Consider the following 21896-nt stretch of genomic DNA (forward strand, 5'->3'; position numbering starts at 1 on the left):
CCGCCATGACCCAGACCCACTTCGGCTTCCAGACCGTCGACGAGAAGGAGAAGCAGGGCCGCGTCCGCGGCGTGTTCGACTCGGTGGCCTCGAACTACGACCTGATGAACGACGTCATGTCGATGGGCCTGCACCGGGTCTGGAAGGCCTACACGATCGCCGCCTCGCGGGTGCGCGAGGGCGACGCGGTGCTCGACATTGCCGGTGGCACCGGTGACCTTGCGCGCGCCTTTGCGCGCAAGGTTGGCGCCAGCGGCACCGTGGTCCACACCGACATCAACGAGGCCATGCTGCGCACCGGCCGCGATCGCCTGCTCGACGAGGGGCTCGCGCTGCCGACCACGCTGTGCGACGCCGAGGCGCTGCCTTTTGCAAGCAACAGTTTCGACGTCGTCAGCGTGGCCTTCGGTCTGCGCAACATGACGCACAAGGACAAGGCGCTGGCCGAGATGCAGCGCGTGCTCAAGCCGGCCGGCCGGCTGCTGGTGCTCGAGTTCTCCAAGGTCGCCAAGCCGCTCGAGAAGGCCTACGACTGGTACTCCTTCAACATCCTGCCGCGGCTTGGGCAACTGATCGCGCGTGATGGCGAGAGTTACCGCTACCTGGCCGAGTCGATCCGCATGCATCCCGGTCAGGCCGAGTTGAAGGCGATGATGAAGGCGGCCGGCTTTGCCCACGTGGACGTGCACAACCTGAGTGCCGGCGTGGTGGCGCTGCACTGGGGCCTCAAGGCCTAGCGTGCAGGCCGCCCGGGCCGAATGCCCGGTGCGCCCGTGCCAGCGGCAGTTCGTGCAACCGGAACAAATCGTTACCTCGACGATGTTCTGCGGCCGCAGCCCCCCAAGATAGGGCCTCGGTCCGAGGGAATGCCCTCGATACACTGGTTTGGCAGGTCTGCAAGAGCCGCTACTCCTTGGCGGATCACCGAGACAGACCCCGTGCACACGGATCGTTCGGGAGTCCATGGTTATGCAGTGGAGGCACAGTCCGCCCGGTAGTCGCATCACCCCGCGCATCGCGCGCGGCTTGCTGTTGGGGCTGGTCGTGCTTGGCGTGCTCGCCGGCTGTGGCGGCAAGAAGGGCGGCGCAACCCAGACCGCGGCGCGTGTCAACAAGGACGAAGTGACCGTCCACCAGATCAATTTCGTGCTGCAGCAGCAGCGCAACCTGCAGCCTGGCCAGGCCGATGGCGCCGCCAAGCAGGTGCTCGAGCGCCTGATCGACCAGCAGATCGCGGTGCAGCGCGCCGAGGATCTCAAGCTCGACCGCGACCCGCGCGTGGTGCAAACGGTCGAGGCCGCACGCAGGGAGATCCTGGCGCGGGCCTACGCCGAACGGGTCGGCGAGGCGGCGGCCAAGCCGACCGCCGAAGAGATCAAGGCCTACTACGACGCCAACCCGGCGCTGTTCAGCGGGCGCCGCATCTACAGCCTGCAGGAACTCCAGATCGAGGCCCAGCCCGATCAACTGCCGCTGCTGCGCGAGAAGCTGCAGGGTGCCAAGAACATCGGCGAGTTCGCCGACTACCTCAAGGCCAACGACTTCAAGTTTGCCGGGTCGCAGGCGGTGCGGGCGGCCGAGCAGTTGCCGCTGGCCAGCCTGACGGCGCTGTCGCAACTCAAGGATGGGCAGTCGCTGCTCAACCCGAACGCCAACGGTGCAACGGTCGTGGTGCTCGCCGGGTCGCGCCCGCAACCGGTCGACGAAGCGCGCGCCAAGCCGGCGATCGAGCAGTTCCTGCTCAACGAACGCAAGCGTGATCTGGTCGGCAGGGACATGAAGGAGTTGCGGGCGGCGGCCACGGTCGAGTACCTCGGCAAGTTCGCCGATGCAGCCTCGGCACCGGCGGCCGCACCCGCGGCGGCCGCATCGGCGGCCAGTCAGCCGCACGACCTTACCGAGGGGCTCAAGGGCCTCAAGAAAACCAAGTAGTCGAAGGAGCGCACCGTGGCATATCTGTCCAAGTTGCTGAGCCTGCTCTGGGTGGCGGCATTTCTGATGATCGGCCCAGCCGCGCACTCGCAGGCGGCGCCCGGTAGCGAAGTCAAGCGCGACTACGTGCTCGGTCCGGGCGACGTGGTGAGGGTCACGGTCTTTCAGAATCCCGACCTGTCGCTGGAGACGCGGATATCGGAGACCGGCTTCATCTCCTACCCGCTGCTAGGTCAGGTCAAGCTGGGTGGGCAGTCGGTCGCGACGGCCGAGAAGACGCTGGCCGATGGCCTGCGCAGCGGCAACTTCGTGCGCCAGCCGCAGGTGTCGGTGCTCGTGATGCAGGTCCGCGGCAACCAGGTCTCGGTGCTCGGCATGGTCGGCAAGCCCGGGCGCTATCCGCTCGAGGCCGAGGGCACCAAGCTGACCGACGTGCTGGCCCAGGCCGGTGGCATTGCCGTCGGCGGCAGCGACGTCGTGGTCCTCACCGGCCAGCGCCAGGGCAAGCCGCTGCGCAAGGAGGTCGCCGTCACGACCCTGTTCATCCAGGGGGGAACGGAAGATCCGGTGCTTCAGAACGGCGACGTGCTGTATGTCGACCGGATGCCGATGGTGTACATCTATGGCGAGGTGCAGCGCCCGGGGGTGATCCGGCTCGAACGCGGCATGAGCGTGATGCAAGCCTTGGCCACCGGCGGCGGCCTGACCGCGCGCGGTACCGAAAAGGGACTGCGGGTGCACCGGCGCGGCGCCGACGGCAAGATTGTCGTGCTGCAGCCGGCCATGGACGACCTGGTGCAAAGCGGCGACGTGCTCTACGTCCGCGAGAGCATCTTCTGATCTGATCCGGGCAAGGAGCGCGATCGTGTCAATCACTCAGTTCTTGGCCGTCATGCAGGCACGCTGGAAGCTTGCCCTGTATGTCTTCCTCTTCGTCGTCCTGGCGACTGCCGTTGCGAGCCTGGTGCTGCCCAAGCGGTACACCGCGAGCACGGCGATCGTGCTCGACGTCAAGTCGGTCGACCCGGTGGCCGGTGGCTACGTGCCCGGCTTGATGAGCACCACCTACATGGCGACCCAGGCCGACATCATCACCAGCGATCGCGTGGCGCGTCGCGTGGTGGCGATGCTGAAGCTGACCGAGAACGCCGAGATCCGCGAGCAGTGGCTGCAGGACACGGGCGGCCGCGGCGAGTTCGACGCCTGGCTCGCCAACCTGTTGCAGAACAACCTCGAGGTTCTGCCGTCGAAGTCGTCCAACGTCATCAAGATCAACTTCAGCGGCGTCGACGCCAAATTCGCCGCGCTGCTGGCCAATGCCTTCGTGCAGGCCTACACCGATACCACGCTCGATCTGCGGGTCGAGCCGGCGCGCCAGTACAGCGGTTTCTTCGACGAGCGAGCCAAGACCTATCGCGAGGAGCTGGAGAAGGCGCAGTCGCGCCTGTCGGCCTACCAGAGGGAGAAGGGGCTGCTGGCCACCGACGAGCGGCTCGACATCGAGAACGCGCGCCTGGCCGAGTTGTCTTCGCAGTTGGTGGCCATGCAGGCGCTGTCGGCCGAGTCGAGCAGTCGCCAGGCGCAGGTGAGAAATTCGGCCGACGAGTTGCGCGACGTGATGACCGATCCGATCGTCACCGGCCTGCGCGCCGAGGCGGGGCGTCAGCAGGCCCAGCTGCAGCAGCTCAGCGCGCGGCTTGGCGACGCTCATCCGCAGGTCATCGAGCTCAAGGCCAGCATCGCCGAGTTGCGCTCGCGCATCGCGATCGAGACGCGGCGCGTCTCGGGTAGCGTCGGCGTCAACAACAGCATCAACATCGGTCGCGAGGCCCAGGTGCGTGCCGCACTCGATCAGCAGCGCATCAAGCTGTTCCAGCTGAAGGCACAACGCGATGACGCCTTGATCCTGCTCAAGGATGTGGAGACCGCGCAGAAGGCCTATGACGCGGTGCTCGGCCGTCTCAATCTCACGAAGCTGGACAGCCAGAACACGCTCACCAATGTCGGTCTGCTGAGCTCGGCGACCGAGCCGCCGTTTGCCTCGTCCCCCAAGCTGTTCCTCAATCTCGGCGTTGCAGTCGTGCTTGGCGCGCTGCTGGCGGTGGCGGCCGTGTTGGTGCGCGAGTTCTTCGACCGTCGCGTGCGCACCATCGAGGACATCGCCGAGCAACTGCAACTTCCGGTGCTGTGCGTGATGCCGGGGCCGGCCAAGCGCCCGCGCTTCGGTCGTCAGCCCGATACCGCGAGGATCAGCATGCAGCAGCGGGTACTTGGCCTGCCAGCCGCGACGCGCACCGCTTGAGTTTCTTCAACGAACCGGCATCCGACCATGGCCAAATTTCGCAACGCCGCTACAGGCAACCTCGCGGAGGCCGAAGGCACGGGTGATGCCACGGTTTCCCAATTGCACGACCGTGCGATCGGCGATCTGATCGCCGAGGCGCGTGGCCTCAGCCAGGAGCAGATAGAGCACATCCTTGCCTACCAGCGCGAACACGGAACGCGCTTCGGCGAGGCTGCCATCGCGCTCGGCCTGGCCCGCAACGAGGATGTGCTGTGGGCCCTGAGCCAGCAGTTCCATTACCACCTTTCGAGTGAGCATGGCAGCACGCTCAGTTCTGAACTGGTGCTTGCGGTTCAGCCCTTTGGTCGACAGGCCGAGGCCCTGCGCGCGCTGCGCAGCCAGATCCTGCTGCGAATGGCGCCCGTCGGCACCGAGGTCGAAGTCAGGCGGGCGCTGGCGATCGTCAGCCCCGACAGCGGCGACGGCAAGACCTTCTTCGCCGCCAACCTCGCGGTGGCCTTCAGCCAACTGGGTGGTCGCACCTTGCTGGTCGATGCCGACATGCGCAACCCGCGTCAGCATCAGGTCTTCGGAGTCGACAATTCGAGCGGACTTTCGGGCCTGCTGTCGGGTCGCAACTCGGACAACGTGATCCGCAGCGTGGCGGGCGTGCCGAGCCTCTACGTGCTGCCGGTCGGCGCAACGCCGCCCAATCCGCTCGAACTGGTCGAGCGGCCCGCATTCGGCCTGCTGGTGCGCGAGCTGCTCAGCAAGTTCGATCATGTGATCGTCGACACACCCGCCGCGTGCTTTGGCAGCGACTACGCGGTGCTGGCGGTCCGCTGTGGTTCGGCCCTGGTGGTCACTCGCAAGCACAGCAACCGCCTCGATGCCCTCGACGAGTTGACCCACCAGCTGTCGCAGACGCCGGTCAAGCTCGCCGGCGTGGTGCTCAACGAGTTCCAGGGCTGAGCGCGAGTCCAAAGCGGTGAAGAAGCAGTTGATCCGCCAGCCCGATGAGTCGCCGCGTGCCACGCCGCTGACTGCCGTGCCGGCGCCGGTGCGGGAGCGGCGATGGCTGCACTGAGCCCCGCGCCGATGTCAGCGCCGCTGGCGCAGGCAGCGCGTCAGCACTGGCTTGCGTGGGCGGTGCTGTTCGCCGCGCTGGCCGTGCTCTACGTGCCGACGCTGCGCGACCTTTTCCAAGGTCCGTGGAGCACCGATGCCAATGCCCATGGTCCGATCGTGCTCGTGGTGTCGATGTGGTTCCTTATCCACAAGTCGCGTCAGCTTGCAACCGATCCGACGCTGCTGCTGCGGCCGAGTCCGCTGGCGGGCTGGCTCGTGCTGCTGTTCGGCGCCCTGTGCTATGCCGTGGGACGCTCCCAGGCACTGATCTCGCTCGAAGTCGGTTCGCTGGTGCCGGTAATGCTGGGTAGCGTGTTGCTGCTGTTCGGCTCGACGGTGGCCAGGCGGCTGTGGTTCGCGTTCTTCTTCATGTTGTTCATGGTGCCGCTGCCGGGTTCGGTGGTCGACACTGTCACCGCGCCGATGAAGATGCTGGTTTCGATCGGCGCCGAATGGGTGCTGCACACCGCGGGCTATCCGGTTGCGCGCTCGGGCGTGGTGCTGAATGTCGGTCAGTACCAACTGCTGGTGGCCGACGCCTGCGCCGGCCTCAACTCGCTGTTCACGCTCGAGGCTCTCGGCCTGCTCTACATGAACGTGATGCGCCACTCGTCGGTGGTGCGCAACGTGGTGCTGGCATTGCTGATCGTGCCGATCTCCTTTGCCGCCAACGTGATCCGCGTCGTCGTGCTGGCGCTTGTGACCTACCACTTCGGCGATGCCGCGGGTCAGGGCTTTCTGCACGATTTCTCGGGCATGGTGCTGTTCCTGTCGGCGCTGATGCTGATCATCGGGCTCGATTCGGTGCTGCGATTTGGCGTCTCCTCTGCGCCCGGTGCGCAGGCCGGTCATGCTGGAGTCAACGCATGAGGTTGCCCGACATCAGATTGAGCTCCGCTCTGGCGATAGCCACCGTCATGCTCGCCGGCGCGGCTGCCGCCGTTGCTCTGACACCGCGCCTCAGCGTCGTCGAGAGCGCCCCCAGCCTCGACAGCACGATCCCTCGGCAGTTCGGTGACTGGAAGGAAGTGTCCTCGTCGCTGGTCCAGGTCGATCTCGCGACCCGACGCGAGGGCGAGTCCAGCACCGATCAGCCCTATGACGAGACCGTGATGCGGACCTATCGCAACACACGCGGCGAGGTGGTGCAACTGGCGCTGGCCTACGGCCGCCAGCAGCGCCAGGAGGTCAAGGTCCACCGGCCCGATCTCTGCTATGTGGCACAGGGCTTCAAGATCCTTGCGCTGGAGCCGCTGCGCTTTGACGGCGTCGCGCACGCGGCGGCGCCAGTCGACGGCAAGCGCATGCTTGCCGGGGGCCGGGGTGGCATGGAGGCGGTGAGCTACTGGATCCGCATCGGCGACCTCTACTCCGAGAGTGCCTGGGAGACCCGCGGCTACCTGCTGCGCGAGGGCATGGCCGGACGGGTTCCGGATGGCATCCTGGTGCGTGCCTCGCGGCCCGTGAGCAGTGCGGCCGAGGCGCGGCAGGCGTGGCCGGCGCTGGAGCAGTTTCTGGGCGATCTGGTCCGCGCGGCGCCGCCTGCCTCGGTGCAATTGCTCGTGCGATAGGGAGCAAAGTCGTGGTTAGCGGTTCACTGTCCAGGAGCTCGGCCGCGCGCCGCCGGAGCAAAGTGGCGCCGGCCGTGGAGGCCGAGGAGGTGGTGCCGCTGGTTCTGAAGATGCCGTGGTGGGCAGCGCCGACCGGGATCTGTCTGGGTTTCCTGCTGCCGGTGCTGGCGCTGGTGGCATATGCCGGCACCATCAGCCACCGTTCGATCACGGTGCGGGGCCTCGAATTTCTCACCACACCCTACCTGCTGCTGGCGGCGGTCTTGCTGGTCGCGTCGGCGCTGGCGGGCTGGATTGGGCAGCAGATCGTGCCGCGCCGCCAGGAACCCGAACGTGGCAGCGACCTGGCTCGCGCTGCCAAGGTCGTCGGCTTCATCGCCTTGTTCGCCTACTGTGCCTGGCTGCGTGGCTACCTGTTCAATCCGTACACCGTGTTCCTGGTGCTCACCGGTCAGCTGCGACCCGAACGATTCGAGATCGGCGGAGCCGGCGGGCTGGAATCGCTGCTGAACTTCACGCCGGTGTTCTTTTCGCTGGTGGCCTACGCGGCCCTGGTCTGCCGCACCCGGCTTGACACCACGCTGCGCGCCCTGCTCGTCGCGTTGACGCTGTTGACCCTGTACCGCGTGTACCTGTGGTCCGAGCGGCTGGCCTTGATCGAGATTGCCCTGCCGGTTGTGCTCGCGTGGGTGCTGGCGCCACCGCCCTCCAGACTGCAAGGCATCTGGCGCCTGTTTCGGCGCTTCGGACCGTACGCCGCGCTGCCACTGCTCATTGCGTACTTCGGCATCACCGAGTACACGCGCTCCTGGCAGGCGGAGGCCTACTTTGGCAAGACCAGTTTCGTCAAGTTCGCGGCCGGGCGCTTCGCGAGCTACTACTACACGGCGCTGAACAATGGTGCCGGCATCCTGTCGACCACTGACAAGCCAACGTTGGCCCTCGACAGTGTCTTGCTGTGGCTGCACAGGTTTCCGCTCGGCGTGGGCGCTGCGTTCCAGGAACTTACCGGCTTCAAGTCCCAGGTCGGCCCGTTCCTGACGAAGTACGGGGACATCGAGTTCAACAACCCTTCGGGCCTGTTCCTGGTCGTCTCGGACATCGGACTGGCCGGCGCGCTGTCGTACTTCGCGATCGTGGCCCTGGTCGCTGCGGTCCTCATGCGCCGCTACGAGCGCGGGGATGTGCTTGGTATCGTGCTGTACCCCGCGTTCTACATGAGCCTAGTCGAGATCTTCCGCTATCCGTACCTCGGCCAGCCGCGTGCCTTCTCCCAGTTGCTGGCCGGGCTGATCGCCGTGGCATGCGTGCTCGTATGGCGACGCACCGGTGAGCGCTACAGGCGGCGCCGTGTCGCCGTCGCCGCAAACAAGTCGTTCAACGCCGGCACGGCCTGGCCCGAACCGGCCCGCCTGCGCCGATGAACTCACCAGCCGTGGCGCTGGTCTGGCCTTTCAATGCCCCCAGCAATCGCTACATCGAACTGCACAAGATGCTGTTGCGCGAGATCGGCTACGAGCCGCGCGCACTGAGTCTTTGGGAATTGCTCTGCGGCGGCTGGACGCAGCTGTTGAGCCGGCGCACGCTGGTGACGATCCACTGGCTGGAGGGGCGCCCCTTTCGCAGCACCGGCCGTGGGTTGTCGCTCACCGGCGTGCCGACCGTCGCCTGCTACGTCCTGCTAATGTTGATCATGCCGGCGCGCACTGCCTACTTCATTCACAACCACTCGGTGCACGATGCGACGGGCGTCTGGAAGCGGCTGTCGGTCGGCGTCATCGCGCTGCTGGCGCGAGTCGCGCGCGTGCGGGTCGTCCATGATCCGAGCGCCTGCGACGCCTACGCGGCGAGCTATCTGCCGCATCCGCTGTACTGGGACGCGCCGGATGCCCGCCCGCCGGTGCGGCGCAGTTCGGAGCCTGGGCATCTGCGTGTGACCGTGCTGGGGCGGATCAGGCCCTACAAGCGCATCGATGAACTGCTCGAGCACTGGCCACAGGACATGCCGCTGCTGGTCGCGGGACGATGTGCACCGGACGACGAACTGCAACTGCGGGCCATCATCGCGCGCCGCGGACTGGAGCCTTCGGTGCGACTCGACTGCGGGTTCGTCGATGACGAGGCCTTCTCGGCCTTCTTGGACCAGACCGACGTGCTTCTGCTGCCACATGCCCCCGGTTCGATGCTGGTGAGCGGCGCCTTCTTCGAGGCCTTCGGACGGGTTCCGTTGATCGTCGCCCGCGGTTCCCCGTTCATGCGCCTGATGGCTGAGCAGCATTCGAACGTCCACGTCTACGAGCTACCGCAGGATCTGGCGGCACTGCTGGTAGCCATCCGCCAAGGCTGGATGCCCGCTGATGCCGATCCACGCGCTGCTGTCGCGCGGGCCCAGTTCGGCTGGTCGGCCTGCGTGCGGGCCTATCGCGGCCTGCTCGGCGGCACGCCGATCCATGCCGAGGCGGAGGAGCGTGGCCGTGCCTGAGACCAAGCTGCGACGGCGCGTCCTGCACGGCCTGGCCTGGACCTCGCTCCAGAGTTGGGGCGGGCGTGCGCTGACCCTGCTCATCTTCATGGCCATGGCGCGCCTGCTCGGACCTGAGGAGTTCGGCGTCGCGGCGGCAATCGTCGCGCTGCTGGCGCTGATTCAGATCCTGTGCGCCTGCGGCTTCGTCGAGGCGATCATCCAGCGGCCGCAACTCAATGATGCGGACGTCAATCTCCCGTTCTTCGTGTCGATGGCGCTGGGCGTGCTGACCGGCGTGGCGCTCGTCGCAGCGGGCCCGCTGCTGGCGGGCTGGATGGGCAAGCCGGGCATCGAGCCGCTGCTCCTGATGGCGTCTCCGGTTCCTGTCCTGGCGATGGCCGCAGCGTTCCAGGTCGCCTTCTGGCGCCGCCGGCTCGAGTACCGTCCGCTGACGCTGCGCTTCCTGGTCGCCGCCGGCATCGGTGGCCCGATCGGTATCGCCGCCGCGGTGGCGGGCTGGGGCACGACCGCGCTGATCGTGCAGATGCTGGTCAGCACGGTGGTGGGCACGGTGTGGCTGTGGGTCAAGCCCTTGTGGCGGCCCGGCACCACGATCAGGCTGGAGTCGTTCTGGCCCCTGTCTCGCTACGGCACGAGCGTGGCGGCGATCCAGTTGCTCGATTTCGTCTCGGCGCGCGCCATCGAGTTCCTGATCGTCAGTGCGCACGGCGTGGCCGCGCTCGGCCTGTACGCGGTTGGAGCCAAGGTCTACCAGGTCGCGCTGCAGTCGCTTGGCACGTCGGTGGTGGACGTGGCAATGAGCGCGATGTCCAGGCTCGCAGGCGATCTGAGCCGGATGCGACGCGCCTACCTGCAGGCGGTGGAGCTGAGCGCCTATCTGGCCGTGCCGGCGTTCGTCGCCGGTGCGGCGCTCGCGCCGGAGGTCGTGCGCGTGCTGTTCGGCGCCAGCTGGGCCGGCGCGGAGCAGATCATGCGCGTGCTGATGCTGATGGCTGCGCTGCAGATCCCGCAGCTCTTCAACAGCACCTGCCTGAACGCGCTCGGGCATCCGCGGCTGACGCTGCTGATGAACGTGGTCAGGCTGGTCATCGTGCTTGCGGCACTTCGGCTGTTCCCGGGGCAGAACGCGGTCGAGATGACGATCGCCTTCGCCGTGGCGCAACTGGTGGTCGCGCCACTTTCGCATGTCATCACGATGCGAACCCTGGGTGTTCAACGCTGGGCCGTCCTGGCACGCGTCTGGCCGCCGCTGCTGTGCAGTGCGCTGGCCTTTGCTGCCGTCGAGTTCGCCCGACCGGCGTTGGCGGAGCTGGTCGGCTCGACGGTGTTGACCTTGCCTCTGCTGATGCTGCTCTTCTTTGCGGTCGTGGCATCGACGATGGTGCTGTTCATGCGCCCGCGCTTGCGCGAGGTCTGGGCGTTGTTCCGTGGCACCGCCACAGAAGAACGCGCACCCGCGGCTGCGGCCCGGACCGACCTCAGGTCACCAACCGCGCAGGATCAGGCCGTTCCCGAACTCCCGGCGGTGAGCTTCGAGGTCGGCGCGGCCGGATCGTCGCTGGGTTGGCTGGCCGATGGCAGTGCTCCCGCCGTCGTGGAGGCGTTCGACCAGCGCGCCGCAGATGCCAACGCCGCGCAGGCCGGCGTTGCAGAGCTTCACCCCGCACAATCGATTGCCGAGCCGGTCAACGAACTGCCCCGCGTCAGCCTGGTCATGCCGGTGTGGAACGGCGAGGCAACGGTGCGGGCCTGCCTCGATGCCGTCGAGGCGCAGACCTATCCGCGCGAGTTGATCCAGGTGATCGTCGTCGACAACGGCTCGTCCGATGCCACCGCCCGCATCGTTGCGGAGTATCCGGGCGTGATGCTGCTGCACGAGCCCTCGCCCGGCTCCTACAGCGCGCGCAACCGCGGCATCACCGAGGCGCGTGGCGAGTACATCGCATTCACCGATGCCGACTGCATGCCCGCGCCGGACTGGCTGGCGCGTGCCGTCGACGCCGCCCGCGCCGCGCCGGACGTCGGCATCGTCGGCGGCCGGATCGAACTGTTCGGGCTCGAAGGTGACAGCGAGCTGTGCGTTCAGTACGAGAACATCCTCGGCTTCGATCAGCAGAAGTACATCCGGCGCGGGCACTGCGCGTCGGCCAACTGGGTCAGTCCGAAGGCGTTGATCGAGGCACTTGGCGGATTTGATCCTTCACTGAAGTCTGGTGGCGACTTCGAGCTGGCGCGGCGGGTTCGCGCCGCGGGCCGACGACTCGTCTATTGCCCGCAGGCAGTGGTGCGCCATCCCTGTCGCGGGCGCGTTGGCGCGCTGCTGTCCAAGCGCCGTCGGACGACCGGTGGCCAGTGGGGGCAGCAGCTGACTCCGAAACATCGGTTGAAGTACGTGCTGGGGATTGGGGTCCAGGTGCTGGTGGAGTCGCGGACGATCCTGGCCCGGCGTTCGCTTCCCGTCGGCGTGCGTCTGCGGCTGTGTGGCCTGAGCGCCGTGCTGGCCAGCGCGCAGTGCATCGAGCTGTTCCAGCTGACGCTCGGCAGCCGGCCGCGGCGTTCCTAGCGGGGGCCGGGAGCTTGCCCGCCGTCTCGAGCGCGGCCGTGTGCACAGCGGGTGCAGTTCGCCCGAGTCGCTGTGGCATCGCCGGTCAGCAAGCAGGCACGTGCGCTGGCGCCGTAGGCGGCGCGGACCGATGAAACTGCTGATCGTCTCTCCGACGCCGACTCACCCCACCACGGCCGGCAACCGCGCGCGCGTGCTGGCGCTGGCGCGCGGCATCGAACAGCTTGGTCACGAGCTGCATGTGGCGCAGTTGCTGACCCCCGATGCAGACGCGCAGGCGATGCGTGCCGCCTTCGGTGAGCGCCTTCATCTCCTGATGGGCAGGACGCCCCATGCATCGCCGCGCTGGCCGGCGCGCCTGCGGCGGCGCGGGTTGCAGCTGTTGCGCGATCCGGATGCCTATCTCTGGGGGCTCGACGACTACTTCGATGCGGCGATCCTGCGCCAGCTCGGTGAGCTTCAGCAGCGTCACGGCTACGAAGCCGTGATCGTCGAGTACGTGTTCTGGTCGCGTGCACTCGAAGCCTTCGGCGACGACGTCCTCAAGGTGATCGACACGCACGATCGCTTCGCCAATCGGCACCTGATGTTTCTGGCGAACGGCCAGCAGCCGCGCTGGTTCTCGACCCTGCCATCGGAGGAGGCGCGTGGACTGATGCGAGCCGACCACGTGCTGGCAATTCAGCCGACCGAGGCCGTGATGTTCAGCCAGCAGATCGGCGGCACGCGGCCTGTCGAGGTGGTCGGCCACCTGCTCGACATCGATCCGGTAGTACCGGCCACCTCGCCGAGCGCGGTCTTCCTGGCGTCGGCCAATGACATCAATCTCGAGGCCGGGCGCTACCTGATCGATCGCGTGCTGCCGCTGGTGCGTCAGCAGTTGCCGGAGTTCAACCTGATTCTCGCTGGCGACGTGAGCCAGGTCGCGGCCGCCGGAACGCCCGGCGTGGTCGCGATGGGACGGGTGGGGCATGTGCGCGATGCGTTCTCGCGCGCCGCGCTGGCGCTGAACCCGGTCCGCATGGGCACCGGGCTTACCGTCAAGATGATGGATGGCCTGGCCTGCGCGATGCCCTGCATCAGCAGCCATAGCGGCAGTCGGGGGCTCGAAGCGCAGCGCGATCACGCGTTCCTGTGCGTGCCCGACGACGATCCGGCGGCCATGGCCGAGGCAATCCTGATGCTGCTGGCGTCGCCCGAGCGTGCGCGAGGCCTGGCCGAGGCGGGCTTGAGCTTTGCCCGTGCATGGAACGATCGCCAGATCCAGTCGCTGCGCCAGTTGCTGGGCGCGAAGAACCCGCGGCACGCGTTGACCTGAACGTTGTGCGTTGTTCGCTCCTTGGCGGAGCCGCGCAGCGGAGGGGCTCGTCGAATCGAGCTGCTCGAACCCCCGGGCTCGGCGTTGACGGGGCAATGACCATCGACCATCTTCAGGTCTTTGGTGAATACCGGTTCAGGGAAGGGTGCGCGTCGCCGGAGTCCGGGCGCGGGCCGAGAGGGGCGCTGATGCACGGGCTTGTGGGTCTCGAGTCGAGGTGGGGAGGCATTGCTGGTCGGACAGCGGCATGCGCACTCGCCGTGCTCCTCGGCTCCTGCGGTGGTGGCGATGTGGAGCCCGACGGTGCGCAGAGCTCGGCAGCCTCGGGGCCTGCGCATGCGCTGGCGCTCGGAGCAGGCAGCACGATCCCTGCCGATGCCGGGACCAAGGGCATGTGGTCACAGGTCTACTCCTGGCCCCTGATCCCGATTCATGCGGTGCTCATGCCGGATGGTCGCGTCCTCAGCTACGGAACCGACGGTACGGGCAAGCAGACCGGCAACTTCATCTACGACGCCTGGGACTCGTCGGTCGATCCGAACCTCGGTCACCTGACCTTGCCCAACGGTACCGGCAGCGACCTGTTCTGCAGCTCGCAGGTGCTGTTGCCGCAATCGGATGTCAATGTCTTCATCGCCGGCGGTGACAACTGGACCGGCACCAAGACCACGAACCGCGGCAACCCGAACACCGTGCAGTTCAACGGCTCGGCCAACACGCTGACGCGCACGGCCTCGATGAGCCGCGGCCGCTGGTACGCCACCTCGACCGTCATGCCCAACGGCGAGATCTTCGTGCAGGGTGGGCTCGATGGCGCCGATCGCGCGGAGGTGCGCGCCACCGACGGCAGCTTCCGCCTTTTCCCGGCCGACACCAGCATCCTCAGCTGGTACTACCCGCGCAACTTCGTCGCGCCCGACGGTCGCATCTTCGGCTTCGACGTCAACGGCACGATGTATTACATCGACGTCGGCGCCGGCACGCTGACTCGCACGGGCAGCTCGCTGACCGATGGTGCCCATCCGACCGGCATCGGCAGCAGCGTCGTGATGTTCAGGCCCGGGCGGCTGCTGCAGATGGGCGGCGCCTCGGGCGGCGCCTCGGTCATCGACATCAGCGGCGTGTCGCCGGTCATCACGTCCACGGCACCGCTGTCCTCGCCGCGCTATTGGGTCAGTTCGACGGTGCTGCCCAACGGCCGTGTGCTGGCCACCGGTGGCGAGCGCAACAACCTCGGGCTGGTTGCCGACGCCAACAACACGGCGGAGATCTGGGATCCGCAGACAGGCGGCTGGACCCAGGGTGCCGTCGGCAACAGGGCGCGCATGTATCACTCGATCGCGCTGTTGCTACCGGATGCCTCGGTGCTGGTCGGCGGTGGTGGTGCGCCCGGCGCGCTGGTCAACACCAACGTCGAGATCTACTACCCGCCCTACCTTTTCACGGCCGCCGGTGGGCTGGCGCCCCGGCCCGCAATCACGAGCGCACCGGGTACGGTGACGCCCGGCAAGGTCTTCGATCTCGACATTGCCGATGCCTCGCAGATCGGTCGCGTCGTGATGATCAAGACGGGAGCGATCACGCACAGTTTCGACCAGAGCGCACGCTTCATGGAGCTCGGGTTCACGCGCAGCGGCAATCGCCTGCGCGTACAGGCGCCGTCGCGCGGCACCGATGCGACTCCCGGCTACTACATGGTGTTCGTTCTCAATCAGGCGGGCGTGCCGTCGACGGCCAGGTTCGTGTTCGTGCCGGTCGCGGCCGGTCCCGACGTGGCAACGGCGCCCACGCTGGTCGCGCCGCCCGACCAGGACCTGGTGATCGGCCAGGCGCTGAGTCTGCAGCTGCAGGGTAGCGATCCGAACGGTGACACGCTCAGCTATGGCGCGACCGGGCTCCCACCCGGTGTGCAGGTCAATGCCGCGAGCGGGCTGATCAGCGGTGTGCCGTCGTCGGTCGGTACCTACGCGGTCGTGCTCAGTGTGTCGGACGGCGTCAACACCGCTTCGGTCAGCCGAACCTGGACCGTCAACAGCCAGGTGCCGCCGCAGATCAATCCGCTGTCTCCGGCACCGGCGGTGCTGGTTGGCGGTACAGCCACCTTCAGTGCGAGCGCGAGTGGGGTGGGGGTCAGGTACAAGTGGAATTTTGGTGACGGGACGGCGGAGACGGGATGGTCGACGAGCGGTGTGGCGAGCCACGCGTACACGTCGGCGGGGGTGTACTACGTGACGCTGAGCGTGAGCGACAGTTATGGAGCGCTGCGCACGAAGACCTTCCTGCAGACGGTGCACCTGCCGCTGACGGCGCAGAAGCCGAGGGCCTCGAGCGCGGTGCTGAGCAACACCTCGCCGGCGGGCTTTGCGCGGGTGTGGGCGGTCAACCCCGACAACAACACGGTGAGCGCCTTCGAAGCGGGCAGCGGCGTGCGGCTGGCCGAGATCACGGTGGGGGCGGGGCCGCGCAGCATCGCGGCGGCGGCCGACGGCAAGCTGTGGGTCAGCAACAAGCTCGACGCCACGGTCAGCGTCATCGACCCGAGCAGCCTGAGCGTGGTGCAGACCCTGGCGCTGCCGCGGGCCTCGCAGCCGCACGGCATCGCGATGTCACCGAGCGGAGCCGAAGCCTTCATCGCGCTGGAAGCCACCGGCAAGCTGCTGAGATACTCGACCAGCAGCTACAGCCAGACCGGCATCGCCACGGTCGGGCTCAACGCGCGCCACGTGTCGGTCTCGGCCGATGGTGCGCGCGTGTACGTCACGCGCTTCATCACGCCACCGCTGCCGGGCGAGAGCACCGCCACGGTCAGCCCGACGGCGGCCACCGGAGGCGAAGTCGTGCTGGTCAGCGCGGCCGGCATGAGCGTGACCAAGACCATCGTGCTGCGCCACAGCGACCGCATCGATGCCGAGAACCAGGGCGCGGGCATTCCCAACTACCTCGGAGCGGCCGCCATCTCGCCCGACGACAGCCAGATCTGGGTGCCCTCCAAGCAGGACAACATCAAGCGCGGCAGCCTGCGCGATGGCAACCCGCTGAACTTCCAGAACAGCGTGCGCGCGATCAGCTCGCGCATCGTGGTGGCCACCGGTGACGAAGACCTCACTGCGCGCATCGACCACGACAACGCCAGCGTGGCCAGCGCCGCGGTGTTCGACGCCAAGGGCGTCTACCTGTTCGTGGCGCTGGAGACCAGCCGCGAAGTGGCGGTGCTCGACGCGCATTCCAGGCGCGAACTGTTCCGCCTGGACGTCGGCCTGGCGCCGCAGGCGCTGGCGCTGTCGCCCGACGGCCTGAAGCTCTACGTCCACAACTTCATGGGGCGCAGCATCAGCGCCTTCGACCTGAGCCCGCTGCTCAGCCAGGGGCTCGAGCAGATCAGCGCGGTGGGCACCTGGGGTGCGGTCGGCACCGAGAAGCTCAGCCCCAGCGTGCTGCGCGGCAAGCAACTGTTCTACGACGCACGCGACACCCGGCTGGCGCGCGACCGCTACCTCAGCTGCGCCAGCTGCCACGAGGATGGCGGGCAAGACGGGCGGGTGTGGGACATGAGCTCGCTGGGCGAGGGGCTGCGCAACACCATCGGCCTGCGCAGCAAGGGCGCCGGGCAGGGCTTCCGGCACTGGTCGGCCAACTTCGACGAAAGCCAGGACTTCGAAGGCCAGATCCGGGCGCTGGCCGGCGGCAGCGGGTTGATGAGCGATGCCGACTTCAACGCCGGCACGCGCAGCCAGCCGCTGGGCACCCGCAAGGCCGGGCTGAGCTCGGACCTGGATGCACTGGCGGCCTACCTGGGCTCGCTGACGACGCTCAGCAAGAACCCCAACCGCAGCGCCGCCGGCGCCAACTCCAGCGCCGGCGTGGCCGGGCGTGCGGTGTTCCAGGCCAAGAACTGCGCCTCGTGCCACGCCGGCAGTGCCTTCACCGGCTCGGGCAACTTCACGCCGGCCAGCATCGGCACCATCAAGGCCACCAGCGGCCAGCGTCTGGGCGGGGCACTGACGGCCATCGACGTGCCCACGCTGCGCGATCTGTGGGCCAGCGCGCCCTACCTGCACGACGGCTCGGCGCCGACGCTGCAGGCGGCCGTCAGCGCGCACGCCAACGTGAGCCTCACCAGCACCGAACTGAGCAACCTGGCGGTGTACCTGGGCGAGATCGGCTCGGAGGACTCGGCCGCGCCGCAGGCGGTGGGGGCCGGCACCGGGCTCAAGGGCGAGTACTTCGCCAACACCACGCTCAGCGGCAGCCCGGTGCTCACGCGCACCGAGCAGGTCGCCTTCACCTGGGGCACGGCATCGCCGGGCACCGGGGTGCCGGTCGACAACTACTCGGTGCGCTGGACCGGTAGCGTGCAGGCGCCGGCCACCGGCACCTACCGCTTCCAGACCCGGGCCGACGATGGTGTGCGGCTGTGGGTGAACGGCCAGCTGATGATCGACAAGTGGGTGGTGCGCAGCCAGACCACCGATACCGGCCCCGAGATCAACCTCGAGGCCGGACAGCGCTACTCGGTGCGCCTCGAGTACTTCAAGTCCACCGGATCCTCCGATGTCAGGCTCGTGTGGCAGGCCGCGGGCCTTGCCCCGGTCTATGCCGTCATCGCCAAGGACCGGTTGTTCGCTACGCTCGTGCCTTTGCTCAGTGCACCGCCTGACCAGATCGTGACGGTCGGCCAGACGATCAACCTCCAGCTTCAGGGCAATGATCCCGAAGGCGATTCCCTGAGCTATGGCGCCACCGGCTTGCCACCGGGCTTGGTGCTCGATGCGCTCACCGGTCGTATCAGCGGCCAGCCGACCACCACCGGCACCTTCAACGTGGTGTTCAGCGCCTCGGACGGCAGTACCGGTGCGACGGCTGCGCGGGTCTGGGTGGTCAATCCAGCCTCCGCCGTCGAGATCGGCACGATCACTCCACCTGCCGACGCAGTGGTTTCCGGTACAGCCACCTTCAGTGCGAGCGCGAGTGGGGTGGGGGTCAGGTACAAGTGGAATTTTGGTGACGGGACGGCGGAGACGGGATGGTCGACGAGCGGTGTGGCGAGCCACGCGTACACGTCGGCGGGGGTGTACTACGTGACGCTGAGCGTGAGCGACAGTTATGGAGCGCTGCGCACGAAGACCTTCCTGCAGACGGTGCACCTGCCGCTGACGGCGCAGAAGCCGAGGGCCTCGAGCGCGGTGCTGAGCAACACCTCGCCGGCGGGCTTTGCGCGGGTGTGGGCGGTCAACCCCGACAACAACACGGTGAGCGCCTTCGAAGCGGGCAGCGGCGTGCGGCTGGCCGAGATCACGGTGGGGGCGGGGCCGCGCAGCATCGCGGCGGCGGCCGACGGCAAGCTGTGGGTCAGCAACAAGCTCGACGCCACGGTCAGCGTCATCGACCCGAGCAGCCTGAGCGTGGTGCAGACCCTGGCGCTGCCGCGGGCCTCGCAGCCGCACGGCATCGCGATGTCACCGAGCGGAGCCGAAGCCTTCATCGCGCTGGAAGCCACCGGCAAGCTGCTGAGATACTCGACCAGCAGCTACAGCCAGACCGGCATCGCCACGGTCGGGCTCAACGCGCGCCACGTGTCGGTCTCGGCCGATGGTGCGCGCGTGTACGTCACGCGCTTCATCACGCCACCGCTGCCGGGCGAGAGCACCGCCACGGTCAGCCCGACGGCGGCCACCGGAGGCGAAGTCGTGCTGGTCAGCGCGGCCGGCATGAGCGTGACCAAGACCATCGTGCTGCGCCACAGCGACCGCATCGATGCCGAGAACCAGGGCGCGGGCATTCCCAACTACCTCGGAGCGGCCGCCATCTCGCCCGACGACAGCCAGATCTGGGTGCCCTCCAAGCAGGACAACATCAAGCGCGGCAGCCTGCGCGATGGCAACCCGCTGAACTTCCAGAACAGCGTGCGCGCGATCAGCTCGCGCATCGTGGTGGCCACCGGTGACGAAGACCTCACTGCGCGCATCGACCACGACAACGCCAGCGTGGCCAGCGCCGCGGTGTTCGACGCCAAGGGCGTCTACCTGTTCGTGGCGCTGGAGACCAGCCGCGAAGTGGCGGTGCTCGACGCGCATTCCAGGCGCGAACTGTTCCGCCTGGACGTCGGCCTGGCGCCGCAGGCGCTGGCGCTGTCGCCCGACGGCCTGAAGCTCTACGTCCACAACTTCATGGGGCGCAGCATCAGCGCCTTCGACCTGAGCCCGCTGCTCAGCCAGGGGCTCGAGCAGATCAGCGCGGTGGGCACCTGGGGTGCGGTCGGCACCGAGAAGCTCAGCCCCAGCGTGCTGCGCGGCAAGCAACTGTTCTACGACGCACGCGACACCCGGCTGGCGCGCGACCGCTACCTCAGCTGCGCCAGCTGCCACGAGGATGGCGGGCAAGACGGGCGGGTGTGGGACATGAGCTCGCTGGGCGAGGGGCTGCGCAACACCATCGGCCTGCGCAGCAAGGGCGCCGGGCAGGGCTTCCGGCACTGGTCGGCCAACTTCGACGAAAGCCAGGACTTCGAAGGCCAGATCCGGGCGCTGGCCGGCGGCAGCGGGTTGATGAGCGATGCCGACTTCAACGCCGGCACGCGCAGCCAGCCGCTGGGCACCCGCAAGGCCGGGCTGAGCTCGGACCTGGATGCACTGGCGGCCTACCTGGGCTCGCTGACGACGCTCAGCAAGAACCCCAACCGCAGCGCCGCCGGCGCCAACTCCAGCGCCGGCGTGGCCGGGCGTGCGGTGTTCCAGGCCAAGAACTGCGCCTCGTGCCACGCCGGCAGTGCCTTCACCGGCTCGGGCAACTTCACGCCGGCCAGCATCGGCACCATCAAGGCCACCAGCGGCCAGCGTCTGGGCGGGGCACTGACGGCCATCGACGTGCCCACGCTGCGCGATCTGTGGGCCAGCGCGCCCTACCTGCACGACGGCTCGGCGCCGACGCTGCAGGCGGCCGTCAGCGCGCACGCCAACGTGAGCCTCACCAGCACCGAACTGAGCAACCTGGCGGTGTACCTGGGCGAGATCGGCTCGGAGGACTCGGCCGCGCCGCAGGCGGTGGGGGCCGGCACCGGGCTCAAGGGCGAGTACTTCGCCAACACCACGCTCAGCGGCAGCCCGGTGCTCACGCGCACCGAGCAGGTCGCCTTCACCTGGGGCACGGCATCGCCGGGCACCGGGGTGCCGGTCGACAACTACTCGGTGCGCTGGACCGGTAGCGTGCAGGCGCCGGCCACCGGCACCTACCGCTTCCAGACCCGGGCCGACGATGGTGTGCGGCTGTGGGTGAACGGCCAGCTGATGATCGACAAGTGGGTGGTGCGCAGCCAGACCACCGATACCGGCCCCGAGATCAACCTCGAGGCCGGACAGCGCTACTCGGTGCGCCTCGAGTACTTCAAGTCCACCGGATCCTCCGATGTCAGGCTCGTGTGGCTCGCGCCGGGGAACGCGCCGCTCTACGGGATCATTCTTGCGCCGTGGCTGTCTGCCGACTGAAGCGGGGATGACGCCGGCAGGCTTCGTCGACCACCTCGGCGATGCGCCGCCGGAACACCGCTTCGTCGAACTGCAGCGCGTGCTCCCGGCAGGCCTGAGGGCTGAAGCGCGGCGCCAGGGCTTCGAAGCGATCGACCGCGGCACGTATCGCGTCGACGGTCTGCGCCTCGAAGAACATCCCGGTCGGATGCGATGAGCTTTCGGGCGGCAGGACCGTATCGCGCGCACCGCCACGGCCGTAGGCGATGACCGGCGTGCCGCAGGCCTGCACCTCGACCGGCATGATGCCGAAGTCCTCCTCGGCCGCGAACACGAAGGCTTTCGCTGCCTGCATGTGGCGACGCAACTCGGCATGCGGCTGGTAGCCCAGCACCTCGATGTTGGGCGCGGCCAGCGCGCGCACGCGCTGCAACTCGGGCCCCTCGCCGATCACGACAAGCCGGCGCCCGGGCATGCCGGCGAAGGCCTCGACGATCAACGGCATCTGCTTGTACGGAACCATCCGTGAAGCGCAAAGGTAGTAGTCCTGCTTCTGCTCCTGCAGCGGGAAGGCATCGATCTCGACCGGCGGGTGGACCACCACGCTGTCGCGTCCGTAGACCTTGCGGATGCGCCGCGCGATGAACTCGGAGTTGGCTACGAACTGGTCGACGCCGGCTGCGGTGCGGTAGTCCCAGATGCGAATCCGGTGCAGCAGCCAGCGCGCCAGCCAGGCCTTGGGTCCACCGAGCAGACCCGATTCACGAAGGTACTGGTGCTGCAGGTCCCAGGCGTAGCGGATCGGCGAGTGCACGTAGCTCACGTGCACCTGGTCAGGACCGGTCAGCACGCCCTTGGCGACCGCGTGCGAGCTCGAGATCACGAGGTCGTAGCTGCTGAGGTCGAGTTGCTCGACGGCCAGCGGCATCAATGGCAACAGAGAGCGGTAGCGCGTGCGTGCGCCCGGGAAGTTCTGCAGGAACGTGGTGCGTGCGTGCCGACCGCCGATGTGGGCTCGATCGGCCTCGCTGTAGAAGTCGATCAGCGCAAACAAGTCGGCCTGCGGCCAGACCTGTAGCAACTGCTCGACGACGCGTTCCGAGCCGGCCCGCGTGACCAGCCATTCGTGGACGATCGCAACTCGCAACGCGTACC

At 67.9% G+C, this 21896-nt stretch carries 12 protein-coding genes and 1 pseudogene; 12 read left to right on the plus strand and 1 reads right to left on the minus strand.

Annotation, left to right across the window (positions count from 1 at the left end):
* Positions 1 to 5 precede the first annotated feature (5 nt).
* The 12 genes from ubiE (at position 6) to EV670_RS01480 (ending at position 20762) form a co-directional block, all read left to right on the plus strand.
* A complete protein-coding gene (ubiE, locus tag EV670_RS01430) occupies positions 6 to 737 on the plus strand; it encodes a bifunctional demethylmenaquinone methyltransferase/2-methoxy-6-polyprenyl-1,4-benzoquinol methylase UbiE (protein ID WP_130430033.1) in 732 nt (243 codons plus the stop codon).
* 232 nt (positions 738 to 969) lie between these two features.
* Entirely contained in the window at positions 970 to 1932 is a 963-nt protein-coding gene (locus tag EV670_RS01435; protein WP_130430034.1) for an EpsD family peptidyl-prolyl cis-trans isomerase, read from the plus strand.
* 33 nt (positions 1933 to 1965) lie between these two features.
* Entirely contained in the window at positions 1966 to 2772 is an 807-nt protein-coding gene (gene epsE / locus EV670_RS01440; RefSeq protein ID WP_242616799.1) for a polysaccharide export protein EpsE, read from the plus strand.
* Between the two features lie 25 nt (positions 2773 to 2797).
* Positions 2798 to 4234 carry a chain length determinant protein EpsF gene (epsF, locus tag EV670_RS01445; RefSeq protein ID WP_130430035.1) on the plus strand — a complete coding sequence of 479 codons (1437 nt, stop codon included), beginning with the start codon at positions 2798 to 2800 and terminating at the stop codon, positions 4232 to 4234.
* 27 nt (positions 4235 to 4261) lie between these two features.
* Positions 4262 to 5188, plus strand: coding sequence for a polysaccharide biosynthesis tyrosine autokinase (locus tag EV670_RS01450; RefSeq protein ID WP_130430036.1), 927 nt, complete (start codon positions 4262 to 4264; stop codon positions 5186 to 5188).
* Between the two features lie 126 nt (positions 5189 to 5314).
* Positions 5315 to 6214, plus strand: coding sequence for an exosortase B (gene xrtB / locus EV670_RS01455; protein WP_130430882.1), 900 nt, complete (start codon positions 5315 to 5317; stop codon positions 6212 to 6214).
* A complete protein-coding gene (locus EV670_RS01460; protein WP_130430037.1) occupies positions 6211 to 6915 on the plus strand; it encodes an exosortase C-terminal domain/associated protein EpsI in 705 nt (234 codons plus the stop codon). Before xrtB ends, EV670_RS01460 begins: the two co-directional genes overlap by 4 nt.
* A 74-nt stretch (positions 6916 to 6989) precedes the next feature.
* Positions 6990 to 8339, plus strand: coding sequence for a hypothetical protein (locus tag EV670_RS01465; protein WP_130430038.1), 1350 nt, complete (start codon positions 6990 to 6992; stop codon positions 8337 to 8339).
* An 11-nt stretch (positions 8340 to 8350) separates the two neighbouring features.
* Positions 8351 to 9397, plus strand: coding sequence for a glycosyltransferase family protein (locus EV670_RS18630; RefSeq protein ID WP_165393198.1), 1047 nt, complete (start codon positions 8351 to 8353; stop codon positions 9395 to 9397).
* Positions 9390 to 11963, plus strand: a complete 2574-nt coding sequence (locus EV670_RS01470) for an oligosaccharide flippase family protein (protein ID WP_165393199.1) — start codon at positions 9390 to 9392, stop codon at positions 11961 to 11963. Before EV670_RS18630 ends, EV670_RS01470 begins: the two co-directional genes overlap by 8 nt.
* A 130-nt stretch (positions 11964 to 12093) precedes the next feature.
* Positions 12094 to 13281 carry a glycosyltransferase gene (locus EV670_RS01475; RefSeq protein WP_130430040.1) on the plus strand — a complete coding sequence of 396 codons (1188 nt, stop codon included), beginning with the start codon at positions 12094 to 12096 and terminating at the stop codon, positions 13279 to 13281.
* Between the two features lie 1325 nt (positions 13282 to 14606).
* Positions 14607 to 20762, plus strand: coding sequence for a PA14 domain-containing protein (locus EV670_RS01480; RefSeq protein WP_423213565.1), 6156 nt, complete (start codon positions 14607 to 14609; stop codon positions 20760 to 20762).
* Here EV670_RS01480 and EV670_RS01485 read toward each other — a convergent pair.
* Positions 20740 to 21891, minus strand: a pseudogene (locus EV670_RS01485) (glycosyltransferase family 4 protein); the annotation flags it as partial. The gene EV670_RS01480 and the pseudogene EV670_RS01485 sit on opposite strands and share 23 nt — an antisense overlap.
* Between the last annotated feature and the right edge of the window lie 5 nt (positions 21892 to 21896).

It is taken from the genome of Rivibacter subsaxonicus, assembly GCF_004217215.1.
GTDB classification, from domain to species: domain Bacteria; phylum Pseudomonadota; class Gammaproteobacteria; order Burkholderiales; family Burkholderiaceae_C; genus Rivibacter; species Rivibacter subsaxonicus.